This is a genomic window from Sphingomonas panacisoli (assembly GCF_007859635.1).
Lineage (GTDB): Bacteria > Pseudomonadota > Alphaproteobacteria > Sphingomonadales > Sphingomonadaceae > Sphingomonas > Sphingomonas panacisoli.
In genome coordinates this window covers 423,908-445,245 of sequence record NZ_CP042306.1, presented here as the reverse complement: position 1 = coordinate 445,245, position 21,338 = coordinate 423,908, and the positions used below count along the sequence as shown (strand labels likewise).

12 protein-coding genes are annotated in these 21,338 nt (G+C 55.3%); 3 read left to right on the top strand and 9 right to left on the bottom strand.

Going from position 1 to position 21,338, the window contains the following annotated elements; all coding sequences use genetic code 11:
* Positions 1-140 precede the first annotated feature (140 nt).
* Positions 141-482 carry an excalibur calcium-binding domain-containing protein gene (locus FPZ24_RS02180; protein ID WP_146569513.1) on the top strand — a complete coding sequence of 114 codons (342 nt, stop codon included), beginning with the start codon at positions 141-143 and terminating at the stop codon, positions 480-482.
* Positions 483-1,716: 1,234 nt separating this feature from the next.
* On the opposite strand, the gene FPZ24_RS02175 is transcribed toward FPZ24_RS02180, so the two are convergent.
* The 4 genes from FPZ24_RS02175 to FPZ24_RS02160 form a co-directional block, all read right to left on the bottom strand.
* Positions 1,717-5,853, bottom strand: a complete 4,137-nt coding sequence (locus FPZ24_RS02175; protein WP_186728985.1) for a hypothetical protein — start codon at positions 5,851-5,853, stop codon at positions 1,717-1,719.
* A gap of 464 nt (positions 5,854-6,317) precedes the next feature.
* A complete protein-coding gene (locus FPZ24_RS02170; protein WP_146569511.1) occupies positions 6,318-7,712 on the bottom strand; it encodes an HlyD family type I secretion periplasmic adaptor subunit in 1,395 nt (464 codons plus the stop codon).
* Positions 7,709-9,856 (bottom strand): type I secretion system permease/ATPase, encoded by a 2,148-nt coding sequence (locus FPZ24_RS02165; RefSeq protein ID WP_146569510.1) that lies wholly within the window; start codon positions 9,854-9,856, stop codon positions 7,709-7,711. Before FPZ24_RS02165 ends, FPZ24_RS02170 begins: the two co-directional genes overlap by 4 nt.
* 609 nt (positions 9,857-10,465) lie before the next feature.
* Positions 10,466-11,851, bottom strand: coding sequence for a phospholipase effector Tle1 domain-containing protein (locus FPZ24_RS02160; protein WP_146569509.1), 1,386 nt, complete (start codon positions 11,849-11,851; stop codon positions 10,466-10,468).
* 270 nt (positions 11,852-12,121) lie between these two features.
* Between FPZ24_RS02160 and FPZ24_RS02155 the strand changes: the two genes are divergently transcribed.
* Positions 12,122-12,505: a hypothetical protein gene (locus FPZ24_RS02155; RefSeq protein ID WP_146569508.1), complete on the top strand. Its 384-nt coding sequence runs from the start codon at positions 12,122-12,124 to the stop codon at positions 12,503-12,505.
* Positions 12,506-14,254 (top strand): hypothetical protein, encoded by a 1,749-nt coding sequence (locus FPZ24_RS02150; RefSeq protein ID WP_146569507.1) that lies wholly within the window; start codon positions 12,506-12,508, stop codon positions 14,252-14,254.
* A gap of 90 nt (positions 14,255-14,344) precedes the next feature.
* On the opposite strand, the gene FPZ24_RS02145 is transcribed toward FPZ24_RS02150, so the two are convergent.
* The 5 genes from FPZ24_RS02145 to FPZ24_RS02120 all read right to left on the bottom strand — a co-directional run bounded on the left by FPZ24_RS02145 (position 14,345) and on the right by FPZ24_RS02120 (position 21,292).
* Complete coding sequence (locus FPZ24_RS02145; RefSeq protein ID WP_146569506.1) at positions 14,345-16,138, bottom strand: NACHT domain-containing protein; 1,794 nt, start codon at positions 16,136-16,138, stop codon at positions 14,345-14,347.
* Positions 16,096-17,520 (bottom strand): metallophosphoesterase family protein, encoded by a 1,425-nt coding sequence (locus FPZ24_RS02140; protein WP_186728983.1) that lies wholly within the window; start codon positions 17,518-17,520, stop codon positions 16,096-16,098. Before FPZ24_RS02140 ends, FPZ24_RS02145 begins: the two co-directional genes overlap by 43 nt.
* A gap of 172 nt (positions 17,521-17,692) precedes the next feature.
* Positions 17,693-18,985 (bottom strand): MBL fold metallo-hydrolase, encoded by a 1,293-nt coding sequence (locus FPZ24_RS02135; RefSeq protein ID WP_146569504.1) that lies wholly within the window; start codon positions 18,983-18,985, stop codon positions 17,693-17,695.
* Between the two features lie 1,234 nt (positions 18,986-20,219).
* Positions 20,220-20,762 (bottom strand): hypothetical protein, encoded by a 543-nt coding sequence (locus FPZ24_RS02125; protein ID WP_146569503.1) that lies wholly within the window; start codon positions 20,760-20,762, stop codon positions 20,220-20,222.
* Entirely contained in the window at positions 20,759-21,292 is a 534-nt protein-coding gene (locus FPZ24_RS02120; RefSeq protein ID WP_146569502.1) for a hypothetical protein, read from the bottom strand. Before FPZ24_RS02120 ends, FPZ24_RS02125 begins: the two co-directional genes overlap by 4 nt.
* Between the last annotated feature and the right edge of the window lie 46 nt (positions 21,293-21,338).

The window sequence follows — 21,338 nt, the reverse complement described above, 5'->3', positions numbered from 1 at the left end:
CGCGATTTTGCCCCTCCACGTGATCCCCTCATTTTGCCCACCGTTCAGTAGTTTAGTAGCGACAACGGGGCGGCAAAGGAACGGTCCATGACGGGCCCAACTTTTATGACACGTTTACGCCGATGTCCTATGATTAAGACATGGGCTTCAAAAAGCCATTTCGCGCTCAACCAGTGCGGTTGGGAAAGCATTACCGCCGCGAGGCGCGACGCAAGACGATCGTCACGTTGACGCGCGCGGCTGTGTTTGGCATGGCGCTTGCCGCCGCCAGTATTGTGTTTGAGCGCCCTGCCCGCTTGGCATGGCGCGGGCTAACCGAAAGCCCAACAGCGACAGCGGCGCGGGAAAACAGTGTATATTATGCGGGGTGCGATGAAGCGCGCCGCGCGGGCGCTGCGCCCATTTACAAGGGTGAGCCAGGCTACCGCCCGGAAATGGACGGCGACAATGACGGCATTGCCTGTGAACCCTACCGCCGTTAGCGGCCACGCGTAACGCCACTCAGACTGAGTGGAAAAGCCGCAAATTAACACGGGTCGAGGCATGATTGCTGCGAGATATCTCAAAGATGTCTACGTCAATTAAATGCATCCAAATTGGTGTCGTCTCTTCCGCCTACCTCTTTCTCTGTTGCGATGCGTGGTATCGAGCTGGCCCTGGCGCGGGCGCCAAAGAACTCCGCCTCGCGCCGAGTGCGCATAGCGTTTCAAAAAAGGGAGTGGAGGATGGCAGAGGGAGTCGACAGAACAGAACACTTTCAATGGCTCGTTGTAAATCGGCATCGCAACCAACTGTGTGCGTTACAGCTGAGATTGCTCCTCAGGGATCACGAGAAGACGTGGAAGACAGGGCGGTATTCCTATGCCGCTCAGGAATTAATCTCCGTGTCTTTTTCGCTCTGGCGAGCTGTATTTCTAGCTGATAAGACTGGAAAAAGATCGGCCGTGTTTAATGACGGATTCGCATTTCTCGAAAAGGTCATAGAGGATAATTCAATAGTTTATGCGAATGACAAGCAGATGCGCGAATGGTCGTTTAATTATTATACAAAAGCGGCACGATTTTCGTTAGAGTACCTACACAGAGTCTTCCCAAAAGCATCACCAACTTACGTGCATGGCACAAGGAAGCCAAAGGAACGGTGGGAATATTGCCAAGACCTATTGGAGACGGCGGTAGCTCAATTTCGATCTCACTTGGAAGCGTCAAAACCCCGAAAAGCGATTAGCACCGCGAAGCCCGCCAAATCACGGCCTAAGGCGCAGACGAAAGCAAATCGAAGGGCCGTTCGAAAGATGCAGCTCGACGCCAGGGACGACGAGGGAATTCCCAAATCGTCCCCTTGAGCCTTTCAGCTCTCTTGCAACAAATGTCCAAATCGATTTGTTCGCGTCGGTCACACGACCCTTCGGACAGTGGGTCGTCGGATCACGCGTCTTGCCATTCCGCCGGCTAAGCGACCCCTCTGAAGTCGGGATTTTCTCAAACAACTTGGTCTGCAGCGTCGTCAGCGGGAGTTCGGGCCACACTTTAGAATCAATCTTACGCAACTGCAGAGCTCAGCTTGGCCTCCCCGTGAATGATCGCTGCGTGGGGCAGCAACTTGCCGACATCGTAGAATGCGGCCGAAGCAGAGGGCTGGGGATCAGAATGTGAAAAGGGCAGCCCGGACCGGCAAAGAGCGGTCCGGGCTTCCACTGCGAAGGCAGGATCAACTCAGGCTATCATTGCCAAGCTGGATTTTGACTCGAGCGATCCGTTTTGATGAAACAACCAAAAGTTATCGGGTGCGCCTTTGTCCTCAGAAGTGCTGAAGCCACCCGCAGCAGTTGGATCGAACGTCGAGATTGCCTCAGCCAAGAGGTTTGCGCTCCGGTTGACCGATGGATTCCCAGCGACAGATACGGCTATGTCAGTTCCCGAAAACGGCCTGTTTGACACGCCAGCCGCGATCCGAGATTTTCGAGCCACCATTTCGTCATAGCCACTTAACTTTGAGATCGCCCATCTTGCAGTGCCCATGTAATCGAAATCGTCGAGCGCTACGTCGGAATTAGCGACCGGCGTTCGGCTCACCACCGCGTTGTGATCAACACGGTAGTGAGGTGCCGGGAATGATCCTGTTTTGCTGTTCGCGGCCAATCCAAGAGGGCCGCCACCGCCGCCACCAGAATTGTCCATAGCCATCCCGATCAACGTCGACCGGTCCCACACCGTATTGTCATCAAATTCGACCTCATCAACGTTCTGATCTGTCCCGTTGATATTTTCGAGAGTTATCGATCCGCCCTGGGCGAAGCTCAGCAGGACGCTCTGCTCGAAGAAGTCTGTGAAGGAGACGGTGACGTCCGAGGTCGCTATCCCTGAGCCCAGAACAACGGAATTGTATCCATCGTTGCTGTCGCCGCCGGCAATATAGTCGTCACCATCGCCGACATTCCACCGATAGACGTCGTTACCGGTGGATTCTTGGATGTAATCGTTCCCAGCGCCAGCAGCTATATCGTCGTTCACATTCGTGCCGGAGATCTGGTCATCGCCAGAAGTTCCGCTGATTACGTTGACTGGGATCAGGTCCAGAATGTCATCCCGGTCGAGAACGGTATTCGAGCCAATCTCGATCGATTCCACGCCATACCCGCTGAGCTGGTTTGCGAGTGTGACAGTGTGAAGCGTCGCGGTGTTCGTAATTATTACGCGATCGCCATCCGCAGCAAAGGAGTAGGTCGCATCACCAAGAGCAAGCGTGTCATGGTCGACAAAATTGCCATAGTCACCATAATCGCCGACTTCGGTGTCAGCGAACGCGCCATACGCGTCGCCAACGATGTAGGTGTCGGAGCCTTCCCCTCCATACATGGAATCCTGACCAGCGCCGCCGATCAGTGTGTCATTGCCATCGCCGCCATCTAGCCCGTTGTTACCGGTTCCGCCGTCCAGAAGGTCGTCGCCGGCTCCGCCGTTGAGATGGTCGTTGCCGCCCAGTCCATAGATTTGGTCGTCACCGTCCTGCCCATAAAGCGTCTCACCGCGCGCGGTCCCCGTGATAGTGTCGTTGCCCGACGTCCCGAGTGGCGGCAGGTCCCCGACATCAATCGTGGTGCTGTCACCGAGGAAGGTAACTTTCTCCACATTCCAAAGGATATCGTAACTTCCGCTCGCGGGGTCGTACACACTGATGCTGCCGTCGAGTTCTCGACTTACGGAACTGTTCGCCGACGACGCGGCGAGGACAACCTCGTCCTCGCCATCTCCACCATCGACCACATCGTTGCCAATCCCAGGACTGATTTGATCATCACCAGCTAGAGCATAGAAGTTTGTGCCGAGCGCATTGCCTAGCAGCACATCGTCTCCAGCCGTCCCATAGTAACCGAACAGATCTTGTGACGTGTAAGTCGCATCATCAGATTCAAAGCGAATATTTTCAATCGAGGTAAGCGTCAGCGTGCCGACGTCGTAAGCGTTTCCCTCCACGAGCGTGGCAGCACCAGAAGCTGTGATTGTATAATCGCCGCGTGCGCCCAGAAGCTGCAGCGTGTCAGATCCGTCGCCGCCATCTATCACGTCGTTGCCTGGAGAGCTCACGAATACGTCATTTCCGTCGCCGCCAGACAAATCATCATCACCACGACCACCCGACATGACGTCGTCCCCCGACGTTCCGGTGCTCTCAGAGCTCGACAGTGCCGCGGCATCGAAATAAGCTGCTTCCCCGCCACGGTACGAACTTAGGTCGCCGTATTGAACTGGAAAGCTCGGTATCCAGATCTCGTTGCCGGCGCCGTCCAAGATGGTAACACCGAAGTGATTACTCGAAGAACTCTGATTCCCGAACGTCGCACTCCCATTGACGTCCTCGATGAAGATGGATGCGCCCGTCGATTTGACGACGATTGCAAGATCCCCATTGCCATTGAAGCCGAGTCCGAAGAAGGGCTCAGGCTGTGGCGTGACATCCCATATGATGTCGATATCAGACGCGTATAGCCCATCGAGTTTCACCACAATCCCGTCGGCACCGTGGTCGTTCAAGACGCCGTTATCGTATGCCGTAAAGACGTCTCCACCCGATGCTGTGAGAACAGTGTCGTGACCGTCATTCGCCCCGAAATTCAATGTTGGGGCGGCGCCGTAATGATACATACCATTGTAGTGATCACCGCCCTCGCGCAGGTTGATCACATCATCGCCAGCCCCACCCGTGATGGTCGCCAGACCGAACGTTGTGCCTGGGATTGCGGTCGGTCGAATATAGTCATAGCCGTCGCCGCCATCGAAGATATCGTTGGCGCCACTGCCGATAAGCATATCGTTACCACCGCCGCCGTTCAGGGTGTCGCTATATGCGCCATAGGCGTAAGCACCACCTACGAGGACATCGTTCCCGTCTCCGCCCGTGATGGTGTCATTGCCCGCACCACCGAGGAGTAGTGAGTCGTCGCTGGCTCCTGTGATTGATATCGTGTCGTTTCCATAGCCGCCATCTATGTGTTTGGCGCCGACCGCGTCGTCATCAAAGACATCGTCGAATGCAGAGCCAATAATTTGCGTATTGAAGCCTGCGAGGAGAATATCGCCTTCCGTTGTTTTATCATGGATGTAGCCCGTACCATCGTTTGCGATACTGACGTGAATGCCATTGTCCGCTTTCGCCAAATTGATCGTATCTAGCGGATTCGGACCCTGGCCACCGGCCGCGTCAATGGTAAGCATAGTCGCGGTCGGGATTGAGCCTATTATTTTTACATGATCGGTCGCCGGCGTACCTTTGATCACCTCGATGGAATGCAGTGTATCGTTTGCACCATCATGCGCGACCTTCAGCGAAAGCTTCTCTCCACTATTGTCGAACGTAATATCTATGGCACTATGACCGGTATAATCCGCCGTGTCCGTATCTTCATATTCTGGCTTTGATTCCTCATCACCACCCCATAGCTCACTTGAGCCCAGTCCAGGCTTGATCGTGTCATTTCCGTCACCGCCATAGAATACGTCGTCATAATGAGCGCCAATGAGCTGATCATTGCCGTCACCGCCGATCAAGATTGATCCGTGCAAGGATGTGATATCCGCAACTACGACGTTCGTCCCCAAGCCGTCGTATATAATTGTTTTGTTGTCACGGAAGTTCTCGTAAACTCCCTCCGACTTCCATTGGTTAAAATATCCAAAGCTTTGAGACAGTATTATCGCGCCGGCATAAATACTGTTAGATGTAATATTGTAGTTATTTAAGACGTTGGCTGCATAATTGGCAGCGTAATAGCCATTGTGGACAATGGTCGGATCCGAGTAGGTCCATGTGATCTGCCTACCTATCGATGAAGGGTCGATTTCGGGTTTGGCGAACACAGCATCGTAAATGGCCGTTGGGCCGGTTGAATCAAAGTCGAAATTATCGACATCAGGAATATATCTCATATTCTCGATATGAAGATCACCATTTGTATCGACTACAAACTGCGTATCCGGCGATAGATGAAAGTCAGCATGACCAAACATGAACGCGCGAAGAAAGAAATCTGAACTCCCAACGTCGGTGTTGGCGTTTGAGAGTGTGTACAGGAACTCACTCGCGCCATACGTCGATTGCAACTGAGCGACGGTATGTGTTCCAACTGAGAGAGTCTTAGCACCTGTAAAGAAGTCCTGTACGAAGGGAAAGTAGGCCGCATTTATGTATCGGCCATATGAAGCTAAGTAGGTGTCGGAGTTTATTTCTCCGATGGAAATCGATGCCGTGGGGGCGAGGTCACGAAGCCGATCGGTTAGCAAATCTGGCGTTTCGTTGACACCGTAAAGGAATCTACGAAGCAGCATTTCGGGAGTGACGGGTTCAGTAGGCACGGTCATTCTCCTTCATTTTTTGGTATTGTTTCGCAGTAATCCTATATCCACTAGACTCGAATACAGTTGGACAGTTTTCAAAATGGGCGAATAATAAGAAAAGATTTTCTCTATTTTTATATTTTTTATAGATCATTTGGACCCCAAATTCTTTTTGAGGAAAAGAGATGTCTTTAACGTTCGCGAATTTTTTGTAAGGTATTACGATGCAGCAATTAGGATTTTGCTGAAGAAGCTGCGATCCGGAATAATATGATATTTGATCGCCGTCTAAATTTGTACGACTTTCTAACGCAACTCGGTCGGCAACCTGGAGGATTAGCTTGGAGGGTTCTAGGCTCTGAACCTCGCAACTAAGCCCAAGCTTCGTACAGGACGTTGCTAGTAATGTGAGGAGCAGCCATTGTCGCATTGCTAATCCTTTTCGCTAATTCTCGATATTGTCGGGAACACCGTACGCACACTCATCTCTCTCTCCCAGCCTCTTGAGATGCCTCGTCGATGGGGCTAATGAGGTATGAGAGCAGACTCCGTTGACCAGTGCGGATATCGGCCGTGATCTGCATGCCTACGCCCGCTTTGAGTTTTCCTGACCGGAGACCAGGCTGAACTGCGTCGATCGAAATCTGAGCCGGATACACCAGCCCAAGTTTGTCATCCTCGACAGCGTCGGAGGCGATGCTCTCGACCTTACCCCTCAGTGCGCCGTAACGGGTGAACGGGAAAGCCTCCAACTTGAGCGCGACGCCTTGCCCGACGCGTACGAACCCAATGTCGCGATTTGGTATTTTGACGTCGGCGATCACCGTGCCGCCTACCGGCACGACAATCATGATCGGCTTGGCCGCTTCGACCACGCCGCCAACCGTATGCACAGCGAGTTGGGCGATGACGCCATCCACTGGACTGACCAACGTTTGCAAACTCGACTTCTGGGTCGCTTTTGCAACCTCTTCTCGTCGTAGCCGCGCGTCCGATTCTGCTTTCGCAAGATCTCCGAGAATGCGCGTGCGCGCCTCCGATGTCGCCTGGACGATTGCGCTTTGCGCGGCCGCCATGTCAGATTCAGATCGTCGAGCAGTAATGATCGCTGCGTCCCGGTCGCGCGCGATCCCAAGCCGCTGGCGCCGCATCTCGATTACTTTAAGCTTCGAGACATAGCCTTTTGCTGACAACTGCTCGTTCGCCGATATCTGTTCATCTAGCAGCGGTAGTGTCTCAGCGAGCTTCGCCGCCTGTACCCGCGCTTCATCTCGCGCAGACGCTGCGGCATCGCGTTTGGCGACATTTCCACTCGTCGTTGCCTGGATGTCGGCAAGTTCCGCGCGCGCAAGCGCAGCCTGCGTGGATGCGATATCGCCCGGTGTGCCTGGCGGTGCAACAAACGTCAGTGTGCCGCCATCCAGAACTGCCAGCACTGCCCGCGCCCGTGCTACGTCGAGCAATGAAGTTTCCAGAGCCTTTGCAGCCTGTGTCGCTTCTGCCGTCGATACTGTAGGGTCGAGCTGGACGAGCGCTTGTCCGGCTTTCACGCGCTCCCCATCGCGCACGAGGATAGCCCGCACTACGCCCGGCTCCGCCGGCTGGATCAGCTTCACACGATCGACCGGGATTAACTTCCCCGGCGCTGAAGCGACCACGTCGATCCTGCCGAACACCAACCAGAGGACCGTGACCCCCAAACCAATCATCAGCACCCATGCAGTGATACGACCGGTGGGCGATACCGGCGTATCGATGATCTCAAGTGCTGCCGGAAGGAAATCGTGCTGGTCGGTGCCGAGGAGCGACGATTTCCGACAGCGATCATCAGCAAGGCTATCGCGGACGATCTGCCAATTGCGCGTAATCGCGTTCATGCCGCTGCTCCATCAATGACACCCATTTGCCGGCGATGCAGCCCGGCATAGCGGCCGCCCGCGCGTAACAGCTCGTCATGGGTGCCAATCTCAACAATGCGCCCCCGTTCGAGCGTGACAATGCGGTCGCATTGCCGGATCGCTGACAAGCGGTGAGCAATGATCAGCACTGTGCGACCACGTGCCATGGCCTTTAAGTTCTTTTGGATGATCTCTTCGCTCTCAGCGTCCAGCGCACTCGTTGCTTCGTCTAGAATCAGGATGCGCGGCTGGGTGACCAACGCGCGAGCAATCGCAATGCGCTGGCGCTGACCGCCCGATAAATTGACACCGCGCTCCTCGATCAGCGTGTCATAGCCCTGCGGCAAAGCAAGAATGAAGTCATGGGCGCCAGACAACAGTGCCGCTGCCATCACCCGCTCGAGCGGCATCGCTGGGTTGGCGAGCGCAATGTTCTCGCGGATCGTTCGGTTGAACAGCAGATTCTCTTGAAGCACTACGCCGATCTGACGTCGCAGCCACGCGGGGTCGATCTGCGCAATATCCACGCCATCGATCAGAACACGACCAGCGACTGGCGTGTATAGCCGCTGCAGCAGCTTGGTCAGTGTCGATTTGCCGGAACCTGATGACCCAGCGATGCCGAGCGTGCCCCCAGCCGGAATGTCGAGGCTGATGTCATCAAGCGTCATTGGGCCTTCCAGACCGTAGCGAAACTTTACGCCCTCGAAGCGAATCGCACCTTTCAACTGCGGCAGCGCGACGCGTGACCCGATGCCCGGCTCAACCGGCGCGTTGAGCACATCACCAAGCCGCTCAATCGACAACCGAACCTGCTGAAAATCTTGCCATAGCTGCGCCATCCGTATGACCGGACCTGACACGCGCTGCGCGAACATGTTGAAGGCGACGAGGCCCCCCACTGTCATGGCACCAGCAATCACCTGCCCAGCGCCAAAATAAAGGATCGCCGCTAGGCTTAACTTAGAGATTAGCTGTACCGCCTGGCTACCGGAATTGCCGAGGTTGATAACGCGCTGGTTAGCAGCACTGTAGCCGGCGAGTTGTTTCTCCCAGCGCTCCTGCCATTGCGGTTCGACGGCCGCTGCTTTGACGGTCTGCATGCCGGACACGCTCTCGACCAGCAGCGCGTTGTTAGCGGCGCCACGCTCATACTTCTCATTGAGACGGCGGCGCAGTGGTTTGGTGACCAACAACGAGACGGCAGCATAAGCCGGAATCGTCAGCGCCACGATGCCAAAAAGGAGCGGCGAATAGATCCACATCGCAATAAGAAAAACGATCGTGAACGCGGGGTCGACCAACACCGATAGAGAAGCGTTGGTCAGGAACTCACGGATCGATTCGAGCTGACGGACACGCGTTACAGTGTCGCCAACTCGACGTGCCTCGAAATAAGCGAGGGGCAAACCTAGCAGATGACGAAACAACTTTGCGCCGAGCTCCACATCCAGTTTCTGACTGGTCTCGGAATAAAGACGCGTACGCAGCCAGCCGAAAACCACTTCCCAAAGCGAAACGGCTACAAAGCCGACCGACAGAACCTGAAGCGTGGCAAGCGTATTGTGAACAAGAACCTTGTCGATCACGTTCTGGAAAAAGAGCGGCGCGGCTAATCCGAGCAAATTAATGCAAAGCGTAATCAGCAAAACTTCGCCGATGAGCCGGCGATAACGCACGACCTGTGGAATGAACCAACTGATATCAAACCGCCCAGCTGCACCGCCGACTCCTTCTCTTGTCGTGATAAGGATCAGCGTGCCCGACCAAATTGCTTGAAGCTGACTGCGATCTAGCCGTTCAGGGGCCCTTCCTTCCCGCTGGATCAGCGCCACGCCATCGACAACGCGTCCTAGGACGAACCATCCTTCTGACCCAACAGCAAGGGCAGGAAGCGGGATGCGCGACAATCGTTCGAAATTGGCGTCTAGGCGTTTGGCCCGCACACCGTCTTGGCGTTTGGCGAGTCTCAGTAGATCGTCAGCAGAAGTAACATCAAAATGGCCAAGGCCATGGCGCAACTGCGCCGGATCAACGGCAATACGGTGCATCGCCAGGATCGTTGCAAGCGCAACTATCCCGTCGTCGCCGGCATTCGCTGGCGCCTTTGTGTCGCGACTCATTGATCATCCCCGTAAGTGTCTCAAGCGTATGGATTTCTTGAGACAGATCAACGTCATTTGAGCCCAAAAGCACTCAACTCGTCGCAAATTCTTCGGGAAAAACGCACCAATTTGAATGCTTTCTGGTGAACGCGTTCGTTACTTGGCCGGTTCAGAGGAGACGATTTGGCCACTATCCGATGTGGACGAGGCAAGTAGGAGATCAACGAATCGTGTGCACACGGGGAAAAGTGGTTTGCCCTCGCTGTCAGTATTTGAAAGGGGACGTGTTGGGAAAATACGTGGCCAAGACTAGCTCAATATTAATAGTGCTCCTCCTGGCCGGAGCGCCGATTTGCTCGCTTCTCCTGACACAGCTTACAGATTTCGTCCCTCGCCCGTCTCAATGGGTAAGCGCACCAGTTTGGGCAACAGGGAGGACACCATGATTATGAGGATGACGCGATAGATCGCGTAGAGCTCCGGGCGCGCTCAACCTATACCAGCGCACCACTCAAGCTAGCCCCGCCGCCGACCCCAATTCGACCAGTGCTCGACGCGCGGCCGACCTGACCTTGACGCGATCATCTCTGAACTCAACGACCTCGCGACGTCACTCACGTGTGCGGCCTAGGCGCTAGTCGTGGGCGACGGGCCGCCGGGGTCACGTGCACTGACGTCGCGCGGGATGCGGATCATTTGTCCAGCAAACAGCTCATTGGGGTCATCAAGCACGTCCAAATTGGCGCTGTAGATGAGCGGGTATTTCAGGGGGTCACCATAATATTCTGCAGCATATTTGCTAAGTGAGTCACCGCTTTTGACCATAATAGTGTCAATCACGTCATCAGGTGGCGAAAATGACCAGGGCGGCAGCGTCGCCAGCTCATTCCCCACCGCAGCCAAGCTATTTGGTCGATAGGGCTTGTTGTCAGGCAATTGCGCTGCTGGCGCTTGCCACCGCCGCACGGCGCTGCTGGATAATTGCCACAAATGTTGCGGCCCCGCGCGGTCGCGGTGAATGAGCTGCGTTGCGCTCCATGCGGGACCCCTGACATTGTTGAGCGGCGCCAGCCAGTCAGGGTGAAAGCCATCAATGCGCGTGCCACGCGCCGTGTCCAGCTGCAGTCCCGCCTTTTTGGCGCCACCTAGAACCCATGACAACGCCTCATCCGATAAGCCCCTAATGTCGCCGCCCCCGCCCACTGAGCCATGGACGCCCGGAAACCACCGCTCCTGGTACGGCGCCGCCTCATCATCAGGCGCGTGGCCCCTCGCCTGGTTCAAGCTGCTCAAGTCACCAAGCGACAGCGACGGGAAAAGCGCGCGGCGCTCATCAAGCGCAACGGCGTGCCGCGCGTTTTCGACAAAAGCGTCAAGCGTGGCGTCATGAAAGCGGTGTTCGCGGTTGAGCGTGTTGCTGAACGGCGCAATGGCCGGCACACCCAGCGCTTCAACAGTGTCCCATACGCCCAAGTAGCGGATGGCCATAGTGGGCGCTGAGCCAGCCGCATAATTGGCAATGTTGGCGCAGCGCCAGTCGTCATCAGCTTGCCCGATGCACACGCCGCTTGAATAGTCCGCACGGAACTGGCGCAGCGCCGCGTCAGCGCCTGCTTTTTTGTCGAGGCGGTGGCGGTAGAGGTTCAGCGCTTCATCGATCAAGCCAGCATGCAGGCGGCTCAGGGGTCCAACGTGGCGCAAAAAGCCGACGAACGAGCGTGCGCTGAACGCGCCACGGGAAAAACCGAAAATGTAAAGCTCGTCGCCAGGGTCATAATTAAAGATGAGGAAGCGGTAAGCGGCGCGCACATGCTCAACCAAGCCAGCGCCAAACATGCCGCCCGTCCAATACTCCATGCGGCCCGTGCCAACGCCCTCATCGTAATGGATGATTTGTGTGGTACCCGTGCGGGTGACGCGCTCAATGCTGGCCGCGGTTAGGACAACGTTGGTAGGCGTTGTTTCATTCAACTTGTTCCAGGTGCCGTCGAAGCAAAAGATCAAGCGTTTCATTCATGAGCTTTCCATATGCTGGTCAGCGCATTCTATTGGTCAATCAACCATCACGCGAGTCCCGGCCAGCAATTGTCTCCGATATGGAGTATGTTTGATGATGGTGGTTAAGTGGCTCTGTGGCCGGTGATGGACGCAACGCCGCTCTTGTGTTTGGTCATGTTCTTATTGGTTGAATGCGCACACGGGGCAAAGCTGCTATTTTCATTCCCACAAACTGCTCGCACCAATGCGCGCAGTTGCTATGATTACAGCGACTAAGGGGGACACATGGCTCAACACGCATATGCAATGGTGATTCACGACGCGTCGCTCATCGACGTCGCGGAACTCAGCGCGGATGTCCCGCCGCAGGATTTGACGGTGGTGCAGCCCGTCAAGGGCGACGACAGCCACAATGAGTTGGCGACGATCGTCATCCTCGCCCTCGCCCCCATCCCGATCGCAGCGTTTACGGCTTGGGCGCTGAAAAAAACGGCAAGCGAACTCGTCGAATACCGCGTCACGATCCGGCGCCCGGACGGCACTGAAATGGACGTGTACCTCAAGATCAACCGTCGCTCGTCTGAAGCGCCGGACGCGCAAGTCATCAAGCAAATTGCTGAGGCGCTCAGGGTGCCGGAAAGCGCCATTGTCAATGCAGCCGGCGTGTAAGTGACGCCCCTTTACGAGGGGCTGGGCGACAAGCTCAGCAACACTGACCCGATCAGCAACTCTGTGTTGATCTCAGGCCTGGAGTTCCCGCGCGATGGCTCAAGGCTGCTCTTGCCTGGCCGCTATCCAATGGCGTGCTTCAACTCATACATTCATGAGTCATTGCATTATCAATGTTTTCGCACGCCCGTCGGGTTTGCGATTTCCTATTTGTATCACAGAGCGTTCCTGCGCGCGGTCGACCACCTCGCTCTTGGCGAAAACGCCGCCCATGATGATCACGACGTCCTAGAGGACATCGCAAGGGTCGAGACGGTATTGCACATCATGCGGCCGCTGGCTGAGGGCATTGCGTTATTTGGTGAGTTTGACGCTTTTCCGGGGCAAGCGAAAAGCTTGTCTCCGACCTTTCGCAAAGTGGCGGCGGCGTTTGCTGCAACGGTGCCGGATTGGGAAACCAAAATGGTCCCCGACATCCTGGAATATGTATTGGCGGCTGGCCGCGCGCAGCCGTCATCGCAACGACGCAAGGAAAACTTGCTGATGCAGGGATTTTCGACGGAATCGGGCGGCTATTTGCCGGGCTATTTTCTGGTCAAGAACTTACAACTCGCTTTGTATCGACAGGTCCAGTCGCCCCTGTTGCTGGACTCGGAGTTTTTCCTCCATTTTCTCATACACTGGTTTTACGTCGACTTTAACTTGGTTGCGACTTTGCTCGACGAGGACAAAGAAATGAACTCTTTCACGACCCAAGCGGTCGTTGAGAAGGATTCAATCAACGCGATATTCCTGGCGTTTCAACAGCGTTTTGCCCAGCTTTTCACGCTGACGGCCGCGCAGGTCGAGCAAGTCGACTACGTCATTTCAGGCGTCACCGTCCAATGGCACGTGTCGCAAATAGGCATGGCCTCTGATGCGGCGCACATTGTGCTCGACCGCATGGTGGCACGCATCAATGAGCTCATCGACTATAGCGCCGACGGGCTTACCGCTCAGCAAAGCGCCATGAGCAAGCTGTGTCACGATAACTTTGTCCGTCGTGACTATATGTGCGTCGGCAGCTTTGCGGAGGAAATCCAGATCCTGGCTAATCAGCGCGTAATGCTGTCGCGCTTGAACCCTGACCAAGAACTCCCCGTCATGAATTTTGGGGAGTCGGAAAAGCCTGGCCCCTTTGTTGGCCGGGCCACCATCGATGTCCTTCAATCCGACATTTCGCAAAAGGTTTTCATTGCGGTTTATGCGGACAATGAGCGGGTGACGCTCAAGAGTTTTGCAGACGGTACGGACGAAGAATGCGAACGACTCATCGACGTCGATGTGTCGACGGAACGAGCACGGGGCGCCAAGGAGTTGATGCGCACAGTGATCGACCACGCGTTGCCTATGGATGGTAGCGCCCACGTGCTGCGCGAACATTACCGCATGCAAGCCGAGGAGGGCGCGGAAAAGCTATACCGCAAATGGTGTGGGGCGTTGATGGCGATCGACGGTCCAGAGGCCGACCTCCCGTCGTCGCCCGGAGCGTTGTACCATTTGTGCGACAGGGACGCCAATTTCCTGCGGTCGATCGCGGCCCTGGGGTGCGTTGGTGGCGTGCTGCTTGATGACGCCATAATCGCGAAGACTTGCGCCACGCACGGGCTAACGCTCGAAAACTTTTTGGGGCGCGCGCAAGCGATCGAGGAACGGCATTCGTTCCGGTTTTTCACTATGGTGGGCGACATGCGGATGTGTACTGTCTGATCCACGTTGGCCGGGTTGAGCACGGTTCGAAAACATCCGTCGCCTCTCGATCACGGTGCTCTATCCTCGGTGTCGCCCAACGCCTTCCGGCTAAGCATCTGTATCGTCATCAGCGATCTTCTCCCGCATCTCTTTGACGATGCCGCTTTTGCCTTGGCTATATCGCGGCGAACCTGCCTTAATCCCGAACAATCGTAATTGGGTCTCGGCATAGAAACGCTCAATTAGCACGCGATTGGATTGGCCAATATTGGGACTGGAATAGACAAAGAGTAATTTCTCGCAGATCAATTCCGACACGAACCTAGAATTGAGTGTTTTAGCGAACGCCTCAACGCGTTTGATCATCTCGCCAGCCGCTTCGCTCCTATCCAAAAATGATACATCGATTAGGAGAAATGCGGTGAGCAAACGGACAAGCAACGGCTCACTGTCATCACCAACGATACTCTCAAATATGGCCCTCAACTTTTCAGTGCCCAGGGAGCTATGAATGCTGCCGCTAAGAAACAAGGGCAACATCACTTTCACAAAGTGTTCGACAAACTGTCGCTGCTCATCGGTCAGCTTACCCAGGTAACGGCTCTCCCTACCCGGCTCCTCACTGTCGATGGCTTTGTCGAAGCTCGAAACAACATGCCCAATAAAAACGCCCCAATGGCTGATTGACGACAACACAGCGCGTTTTTTCAATTCGAGATCGGTCAAGAGCTCGCTGTTTCGCACGACTTTAGAAAGTAGAGTAATGCTTGAATAAGTTGTGGCCATGTCACGTATCTTATTGCGGTTGGGCGGCCTAGTACCGTTTTCCAGATCACCAGAAATCGCTTTCGGGCCATTTTCCTCGTCCGCTGTGTCAAGCACGCCTTCGATTATTTCATCATCTATCCCAAGGTCACTCAGCGATTCTGGGCGCTTCATCAGAGTTCGCTCGGCGCCAAAGCGAAATGTGACATTGTCAAAGTCCTGAAGATCGTAAGGGTCAAGGCCGGCGGCCACATGGGCGTCAGTGTATCGGATTAGCTTTTCGAGGAGCGCTTTGTCTTTACGGCGCAGCCCCGTTAGGATGTCGATTTCACGATCAAAGTCCAAGTAATTAGCTTCAGCGTAGACAAACTCACGATACTCGTCGTCTTCGTTGATATATTTGGCGAGGAAATATTCGCGCAGGCAACGGTACCTGTAACCCACGGTACCATCGACCTCGATGAGAATCCCAGTATTGATGAGGTCTCGGACAAAGTTTGCCGCATTTGTCGTCCACCCTCGAGCGGCCACATACTCGCCCGCGACCTGGTCAAGTTCATCCAGTGACATGGTGTAGCGATCGGATTCACGAAGCTTGTAGGATAGCTCAGCGAGAAAGCTTTCACGGATCGTGTAGTCTAATGACGCACGGTTGACTTCCTTCGCATCCGCCTTGTTCAAAATAGCATCGACAAATCTTTCCAGCAGCGCCGCCTCGTTGATGTTTGCGTTCAAGTTTTGACGTTCAAGTGTCCAGGCGATCATTGAAACGACGTATGCCGTCGTGGGTAGCCCTGACGTCTGGATTTTACGCAAGACGGCGTGGAACGTCTCCGTACTGTAGAGCCCTGAAGGCGCCAGCCAACGCTTGGTGAGCTCTCGCACCTCCTTACGCTTCAGAGGGTGCAGCGAAAGGGAGCGAGGTTCTCCTTCCAAGTTCTCTAGCGTGTTGCGCTGAAACGGCCCTCCCCGTTCATCAGCAAACAAAACAATGGTGATCTTCGGGTAGCTTTTCGCAAAATCACGGATCATTTGCGAACGCCGCCGGTCCGCCGGCTCGTAGTTATCAAACAGGAAGATCAAGGACCCGTCCGTCAAAAACGTTTGCAAGCGGTCCTGCAAATTCGCGACCGCCAACACTTTTTCGCTTCGCGCTGAATAACATTCGCGCCAGCCGTGGTTTTCTCCAAATCAATGATGATCGGTGCCTTGATTGGCGCTTTTTCGCTTTGAGCGACGGTCAGCGCAATGCTGTACGCCAATGTTGTCTTGCCAGCTTCGCGGTTGCCAAAGACAACTTGGACGCCAGGGCGCTCGATGATCGAATCGACGGACAGATATTCAGCTGAAGCAAATGGTGATTCCCCATCATGCGTTTTCGCTGAAATGGGCACGGGGACGTACAGTTCTTCAAAGCTATTGGGTGCACTTGTCGTCGTGTGCGACGACAACATATGTTCATTCGCCTGCTCTTCCAGGAATGGGCGAAAAACTTTGTTGACGTCAATTAGATCCCTGACGATCGCTGCTTGCTGTGCGTTACCCCAATGAAACACACTCTCGCCGTTCGATAATTCTTCCGCCGCCCCAAATTTATAAGCTGGGCTATCCAACCATTTGCGGTGCTTGAACGTTGTCGTCCGGGCGTCGGTGTCGACCCTGATAAAGCAATAACCATTGTAATATTGCCGCCACGTATACAACGCACCAGCCTCACTGGATACGTTTTCGCCAATGGATGACCTAGTCATCAGCGGCATTGCTTGGTGCATATGACCGTAGCAAATGACGTTGAAATTTTTAAACAGCAGTGCCCGCGCGTCAAATCTGCAAAAGTCGGCCAAATAGTCCAGTGGGTGGTGGTGGACGGCAATTTTGATGGCGCAGTCAGTAAGCGTTTTTGCCGCAGCGTGTATTGCGCGCTCCGGTAGCAACAGCTTGCCGCGATCGATGTCGCCTTCCTCGCCGGTGGAAAGCCATGCTGTGTTAAAACACGCTATCCCGACGCTTACCTTGGACGCCGTAGTAAATTTGTACACGTCGCTGAACGGCGTCGATTCCACACGGTGACTGGCGGCAAACTTTTGTTTGTAAGCTGAATAAGCTTCAAGCCGCCCCCAATATGCGTCGCTCGGCGTCGCTAGTTGCTGGTCAGCAAACTTGTTCAACTCATCCCGGCTGCCCAGTTGCGTTAGCAGCCCCGCCTGGATCGGTTGGTTAGCCCGCACCCACTCGCGATCGATGTCGTGGTTGCCAGGGCAAATAAACAACTCATCAAACGTCAGACCGGCCGCGGCAAGCACGGGGCTCAGCACGTCCTTCTCGAACGCTGCGACGGGCATATCAGCACCGCCCGCCTGAAAAAGGTCTCCGGAAAATATGGCAATGTCAGCGCGCCAGTTAGCCTTCGCCTGTTCCTTTAGATCAACGATTAGGCCGTCGATGATCAGGCTAGCGTCGGGCCATTTTTTCAAGCTGAAATGAAAATCAGACAGGTGCAGGACAGTGAGAGCGGCCACGCAATTTTTTCCTTTTTTGGTTTGTGTTTTTATGAGCGCGGGCGTGCGCTGAAGAGTTTGCAACACGCGGTAGTGGCAACGACTCTGCGGCCGCTACGTCGCGAAAAGCTCAGTGTAAAAGTGGTCAAATACCATGTGTTTGCGACGCGCGATTGCGCCCGTTTGCGGGCGCTCACTGCCCCAATTGGACGTTGTAGGAACCGGCGGTATCCGCGCCGACCGTGACGTCACCGTCCCAGCCGGTTGCGTAAACGGCTTTGGTCATGGTGTAGCTGGAAAACAGTTTCACTTTGTCAGCGACAGTCACGCTTTTGGGCGTAAGGCGGCGGGCTGAAACGGCGTCGACCAACAGCATGACGGCTTGCTTACGCGGGTGCCCGTACGCCCAGGCGGTCCATTGCGCTTGCGTGGTGGAGGGGCCCATCGAGATGACAGCAATTTTGGGCGTGACGGCAGCCAGTAGCGACGAGGTAGTGCCATTATAGGAGCCGTGGTGGCCAACTGCCCAAACGTCAGCGTCGAGCATAAAGGTGCCAGCATAGCGCGCCACCAACGTGTCGAGCGCGGTATCCTCCATGTCGCCCGTAAACAGGAACGATGAGGCGCCAAAGTCGATGCGGATGACCAGGCTGTGGTTGTTGCCATTGTCAAAGTCACCATCTGGCCAGCCGGGGTTGTCGCCCCAGCCGCCCGCCAACACACGGACCTTGGGATCGACTCCAGAACACGCAATAGGGTCAATGGTGGCGTCAGTGATGCCGCTAGTACCAGCTGCGGCAACGGCTTCACCGCTCACCGCTTCGGTGTTGATGGCGGGCGTCGCCGTTGGTGCGTAACTGAGCATCCATTTGGCGTTGGCACTGCCTGAGCCATAAGTGAGGCCGTTATGGACGTAGCCATTGATACGGTACGTTGACGCGACGCGCTTTAAGTTTGAATTGTGGTCAACATGCGTGTGCGTGACAAACACGGCGTTGATAGTGTTATTGAGGTCAGGGCGCCGTGCGAAAAACGCGGCCAAGTACGCCATCAAGTGATCCGACGACACTTGGTCACCACGGCGGCCGCCTGCGTCGATCAATATATCACCGCAGGGAAATTCAAGGAGTGCAGCGGCGCCCTGATCAACATTGATGTAATGCACGGCCATGACGGCGCTGGACGTCACGCCAACTGGGGGCGTTGCAGCAGTTTCAGGGAAGCGCTGGACAAACGTGTAATAGACCCAGCCCGCGCGGCCATCAGGCAACAGCACATGGTAATAGCCATGCACTTTGGCGCCATCGTCCAGGAGTTTGAGTTTGGTGTCGATATCAGGGTAGGTGAGTGCCGCTGACTGACGTGACGCTTGGTCGCGGACGGTCACGTGTCGTTTGATAACGACGTCGTCAGCCCACGCGGGCACTGCGCTGACCCACGTCAGCAAAAATCCGATCGCCCAGCGGCAAACGCCCGTGCTCATCATGGCTCACCCCCGCCGTTACGCAGCAGCATATACGCAAACCACAACGTTGCAGTGCCAATCACATCCAAATTGGTATCACTCGGTTTGCTGTAGCGCCCAATGAACGGCCCCGTGCTGTCGGCGATCGCCGGACGTGGTTTTAAATATTGAGCGATCGGGCGTAGATGATTCAATTCGTGACCCCGGCGATCTCAATAAAGGGTGTCGGGCCTGCCGTGATGCAACTTGAATGACATGAGTAACTTTAGCAGTGACAGTCGAGCTATGAAGATAGATGCCATCGATAACGGACGTTTACTTTTGAATCGTTCGCGGACTAACAGCTTCCGGGCCTCGAGGCGCGATAGCTGCCACTCCTAATCGCTATTTTCGGACGACCGCTTTCGACTCAACTGCGGATATTGCCTGCACTGATGCCGCGAACCCATTGACGAAAAGACTTATCTGCCGTGTGACTTTAAAAGCTTATGCGAGCAGGATTATTGCAGCGCGTAAGCTTACGATTGCATTGCGATCAGCCGACCAGAGCTCCGATCGCATTAATAGAGCCCTAAACTCGACCCTCGTGGAAAAAGCTGAGCGGCAGGGTGGTGCGAAACACAATTTTATCTTGAGTGATTCTAGAAGATGCAAATCCATAGGTACCGGCACTTGGAGCATCGCATGAAGAGCACGGAGCACAGCACAACGTTTTTGGCTATAACGCTCGCTATCGGTTGCGCTTCACCGACTTCAGCGCAGTTGTACGATGACAAAGATAAGCTCCCGCCGCCGCGCACCGTTATAGTGCCGGGCCGAGGCAGTATTGTGGTGCAACCCGTCCCCACCAACGATCCTCGCGCGCTTCCTCGCACCATCGTCGTGCCCGGCTATGGAGTGGTTGATGTTGTGCTGTCAGGCCGAAGGACCCACGAACCCCCAGACAGCGTTGTATTGACGACGAGGCCGCTAGGATCGGAGGCTCGCTCAGCGCATTGGACCGATCCTCAATCGACTTAAAGTGCAGCCAACGATAGCAGCTGTAGTTCATCTCTCGCCCATCGCGAGCGCTGCCGTAGTGCGCTTTCGCGCGTCTTCAAACTGAGTGCGCGACACACCATCTCGTAAAGGGTAGCAACAAGTCTTTGATTTACTTTGCAAACACATATATACATACACCTTCGTCACAACACCACACACTTCATTTCAAGGTTGAAGGAAGTAACAACGCCCGGAGCCGACACACCACGGAGAATTACCGGGTGCGCCGCTTGGCAATGCGTCGGTAGGTGATGTCGTAAGCGTCGACCCAGTTAACGCTGTCGAAGCTCAGCTCGCCATGCTGGCGGACGGTACCGTCGGGATTGGGCGTGATCGTTATCCGCTCCTGCGCGGTCTTGCCGGGCATGCGAACCGAAGGGTGAGACCAGATCATGACCATGCTGCCACCGACCATTCCACCGACGAAGGTTCGCCAGCTGCCCGACGAATCCGTCCACGCCTGGTGCCATTTACCATCCCTGACGTCATACGTCGTCAGGCTACCGCCGGTAAGGCCAGGTTCAATCCAATTTTCGCGAATCGTGCAGCCTTTGTAGAGCTTCTCGATGTTATTGGTGCCGGCGGGCGATCCATCGCTGTTGTTGAACGTTTCCCAATTGCCGACCCAAAAATCGAACTGGTGACTTTCCGGCGTGTCGCAGCCTTTTGTCTGAGGAGGCACCGCGGGCGTTGGCTTCTGCTGCGCGTTTGCGCCTGCAGCGGCCAACACGAGGGCAATGGAAATGATGCGCTTCATTTGGCCTCTCCTTCAGCGGCGTGGCGGTAGATAAAATCGAAACTTGGTTTCCAGGTCTTCCCATCATCGGTCGAAACTTCACCCGTCTGACGCACAGATCCGTCAGGGTACGGCGTATAGGTCATCCGAACGCGGTTCGGTTGACCGGGAACGGCTGGCGTCGGCCAATCGCCCTCCAACACCATCGCCTTGCCGTTCCAGCCCCCGACGAACTCGGCCCGGCTGCCCTGCGCGTCGATCCAGCTTTGGAACCACTTCTTTTCTTGCGGGATGTAGATGTTCAGGCTGCCGCCGCCTGAGGTTTTCGGACGCCAATTTTCGCGAATGCCGCAACCCCGATAGACGGACTCGATCAGGCTCTCCGCGACTTTCTTATTGGTCTTGGGATCGAACACATCCCATTTGCCGACCCAGAAATCGAACTGGCGATTTTCGCTTGCGGCGCAGGCGGGAGGCGATGGCGCGGGTTGATCGACCGCGGAACTTTGCATGCCGCCACTCAGGGCCAAAGCCATCAGTTGAGAGAACATCGACGCTCCAATCGCAACATCATTGTGAAGAACGTGCGCTCCGGCC

Bases quoted from the DNA above. Each gene is read 5' to 3' on its own strand.
- FPZ24_RS02180 (WP_146569513.1), top strand. From the start codon at position 141: ATGGGCTTCAAAAAGCCATTTCGCGCTCAACCAGTGCGGTTGGGAAAG.
- FPZ24_RS02170 (WP_146569511.1), bottom strand. From the start codon at position 7,712: ATGAACGCGATTACGCGCAATTGGCAGATCGTCCGCGATAGCCTTGCT.
- FPZ24_RS02165 (WP_146569510.1), bottom strand. From the start codon at position 9,856: ATGAGTCGCGACACAAAGGCGCCAGCGAATGCCGGCGACGACGGGATA.
- FPZ24_RS02160 (WP_146569509.1), bottom strand. From the start codon at position 11,851: ATGAAACGCTTGATCTTTTGCTTCGACGGCACCTGGAACAAGTTGAAT.
- FPZ24_RS02155 (WP_146569508.1), top strand. From the start codon at position 12,122: ATGGCTCAACACGCATATGCAATGGTGATTCACGACGCGTCGCTCATC.
- FPZ24_RS02135 (WP_146569504.1), bottom strand. From the start codon at position 18,985: ATGATGAGCACGGGCGTTTGCCGCTGGGCGATCGGATTTTTGCTGACG.
- FPZ24_RS02125 (WP_146569503.1), bottom strand. From the start codon at position 20,762: ATGAAGCGCATCATTTCCATTGCCCTCGTGTTGGCCGCTGCAGGCGCA.
- FPZ24_RS02120 (WP_146569502.1), bottom strand. From the start codon at position 21,292: ATGTTCTCTCAACTGATGGCTTTGGCCCTGAGTGGCGGCATGCAAAGT.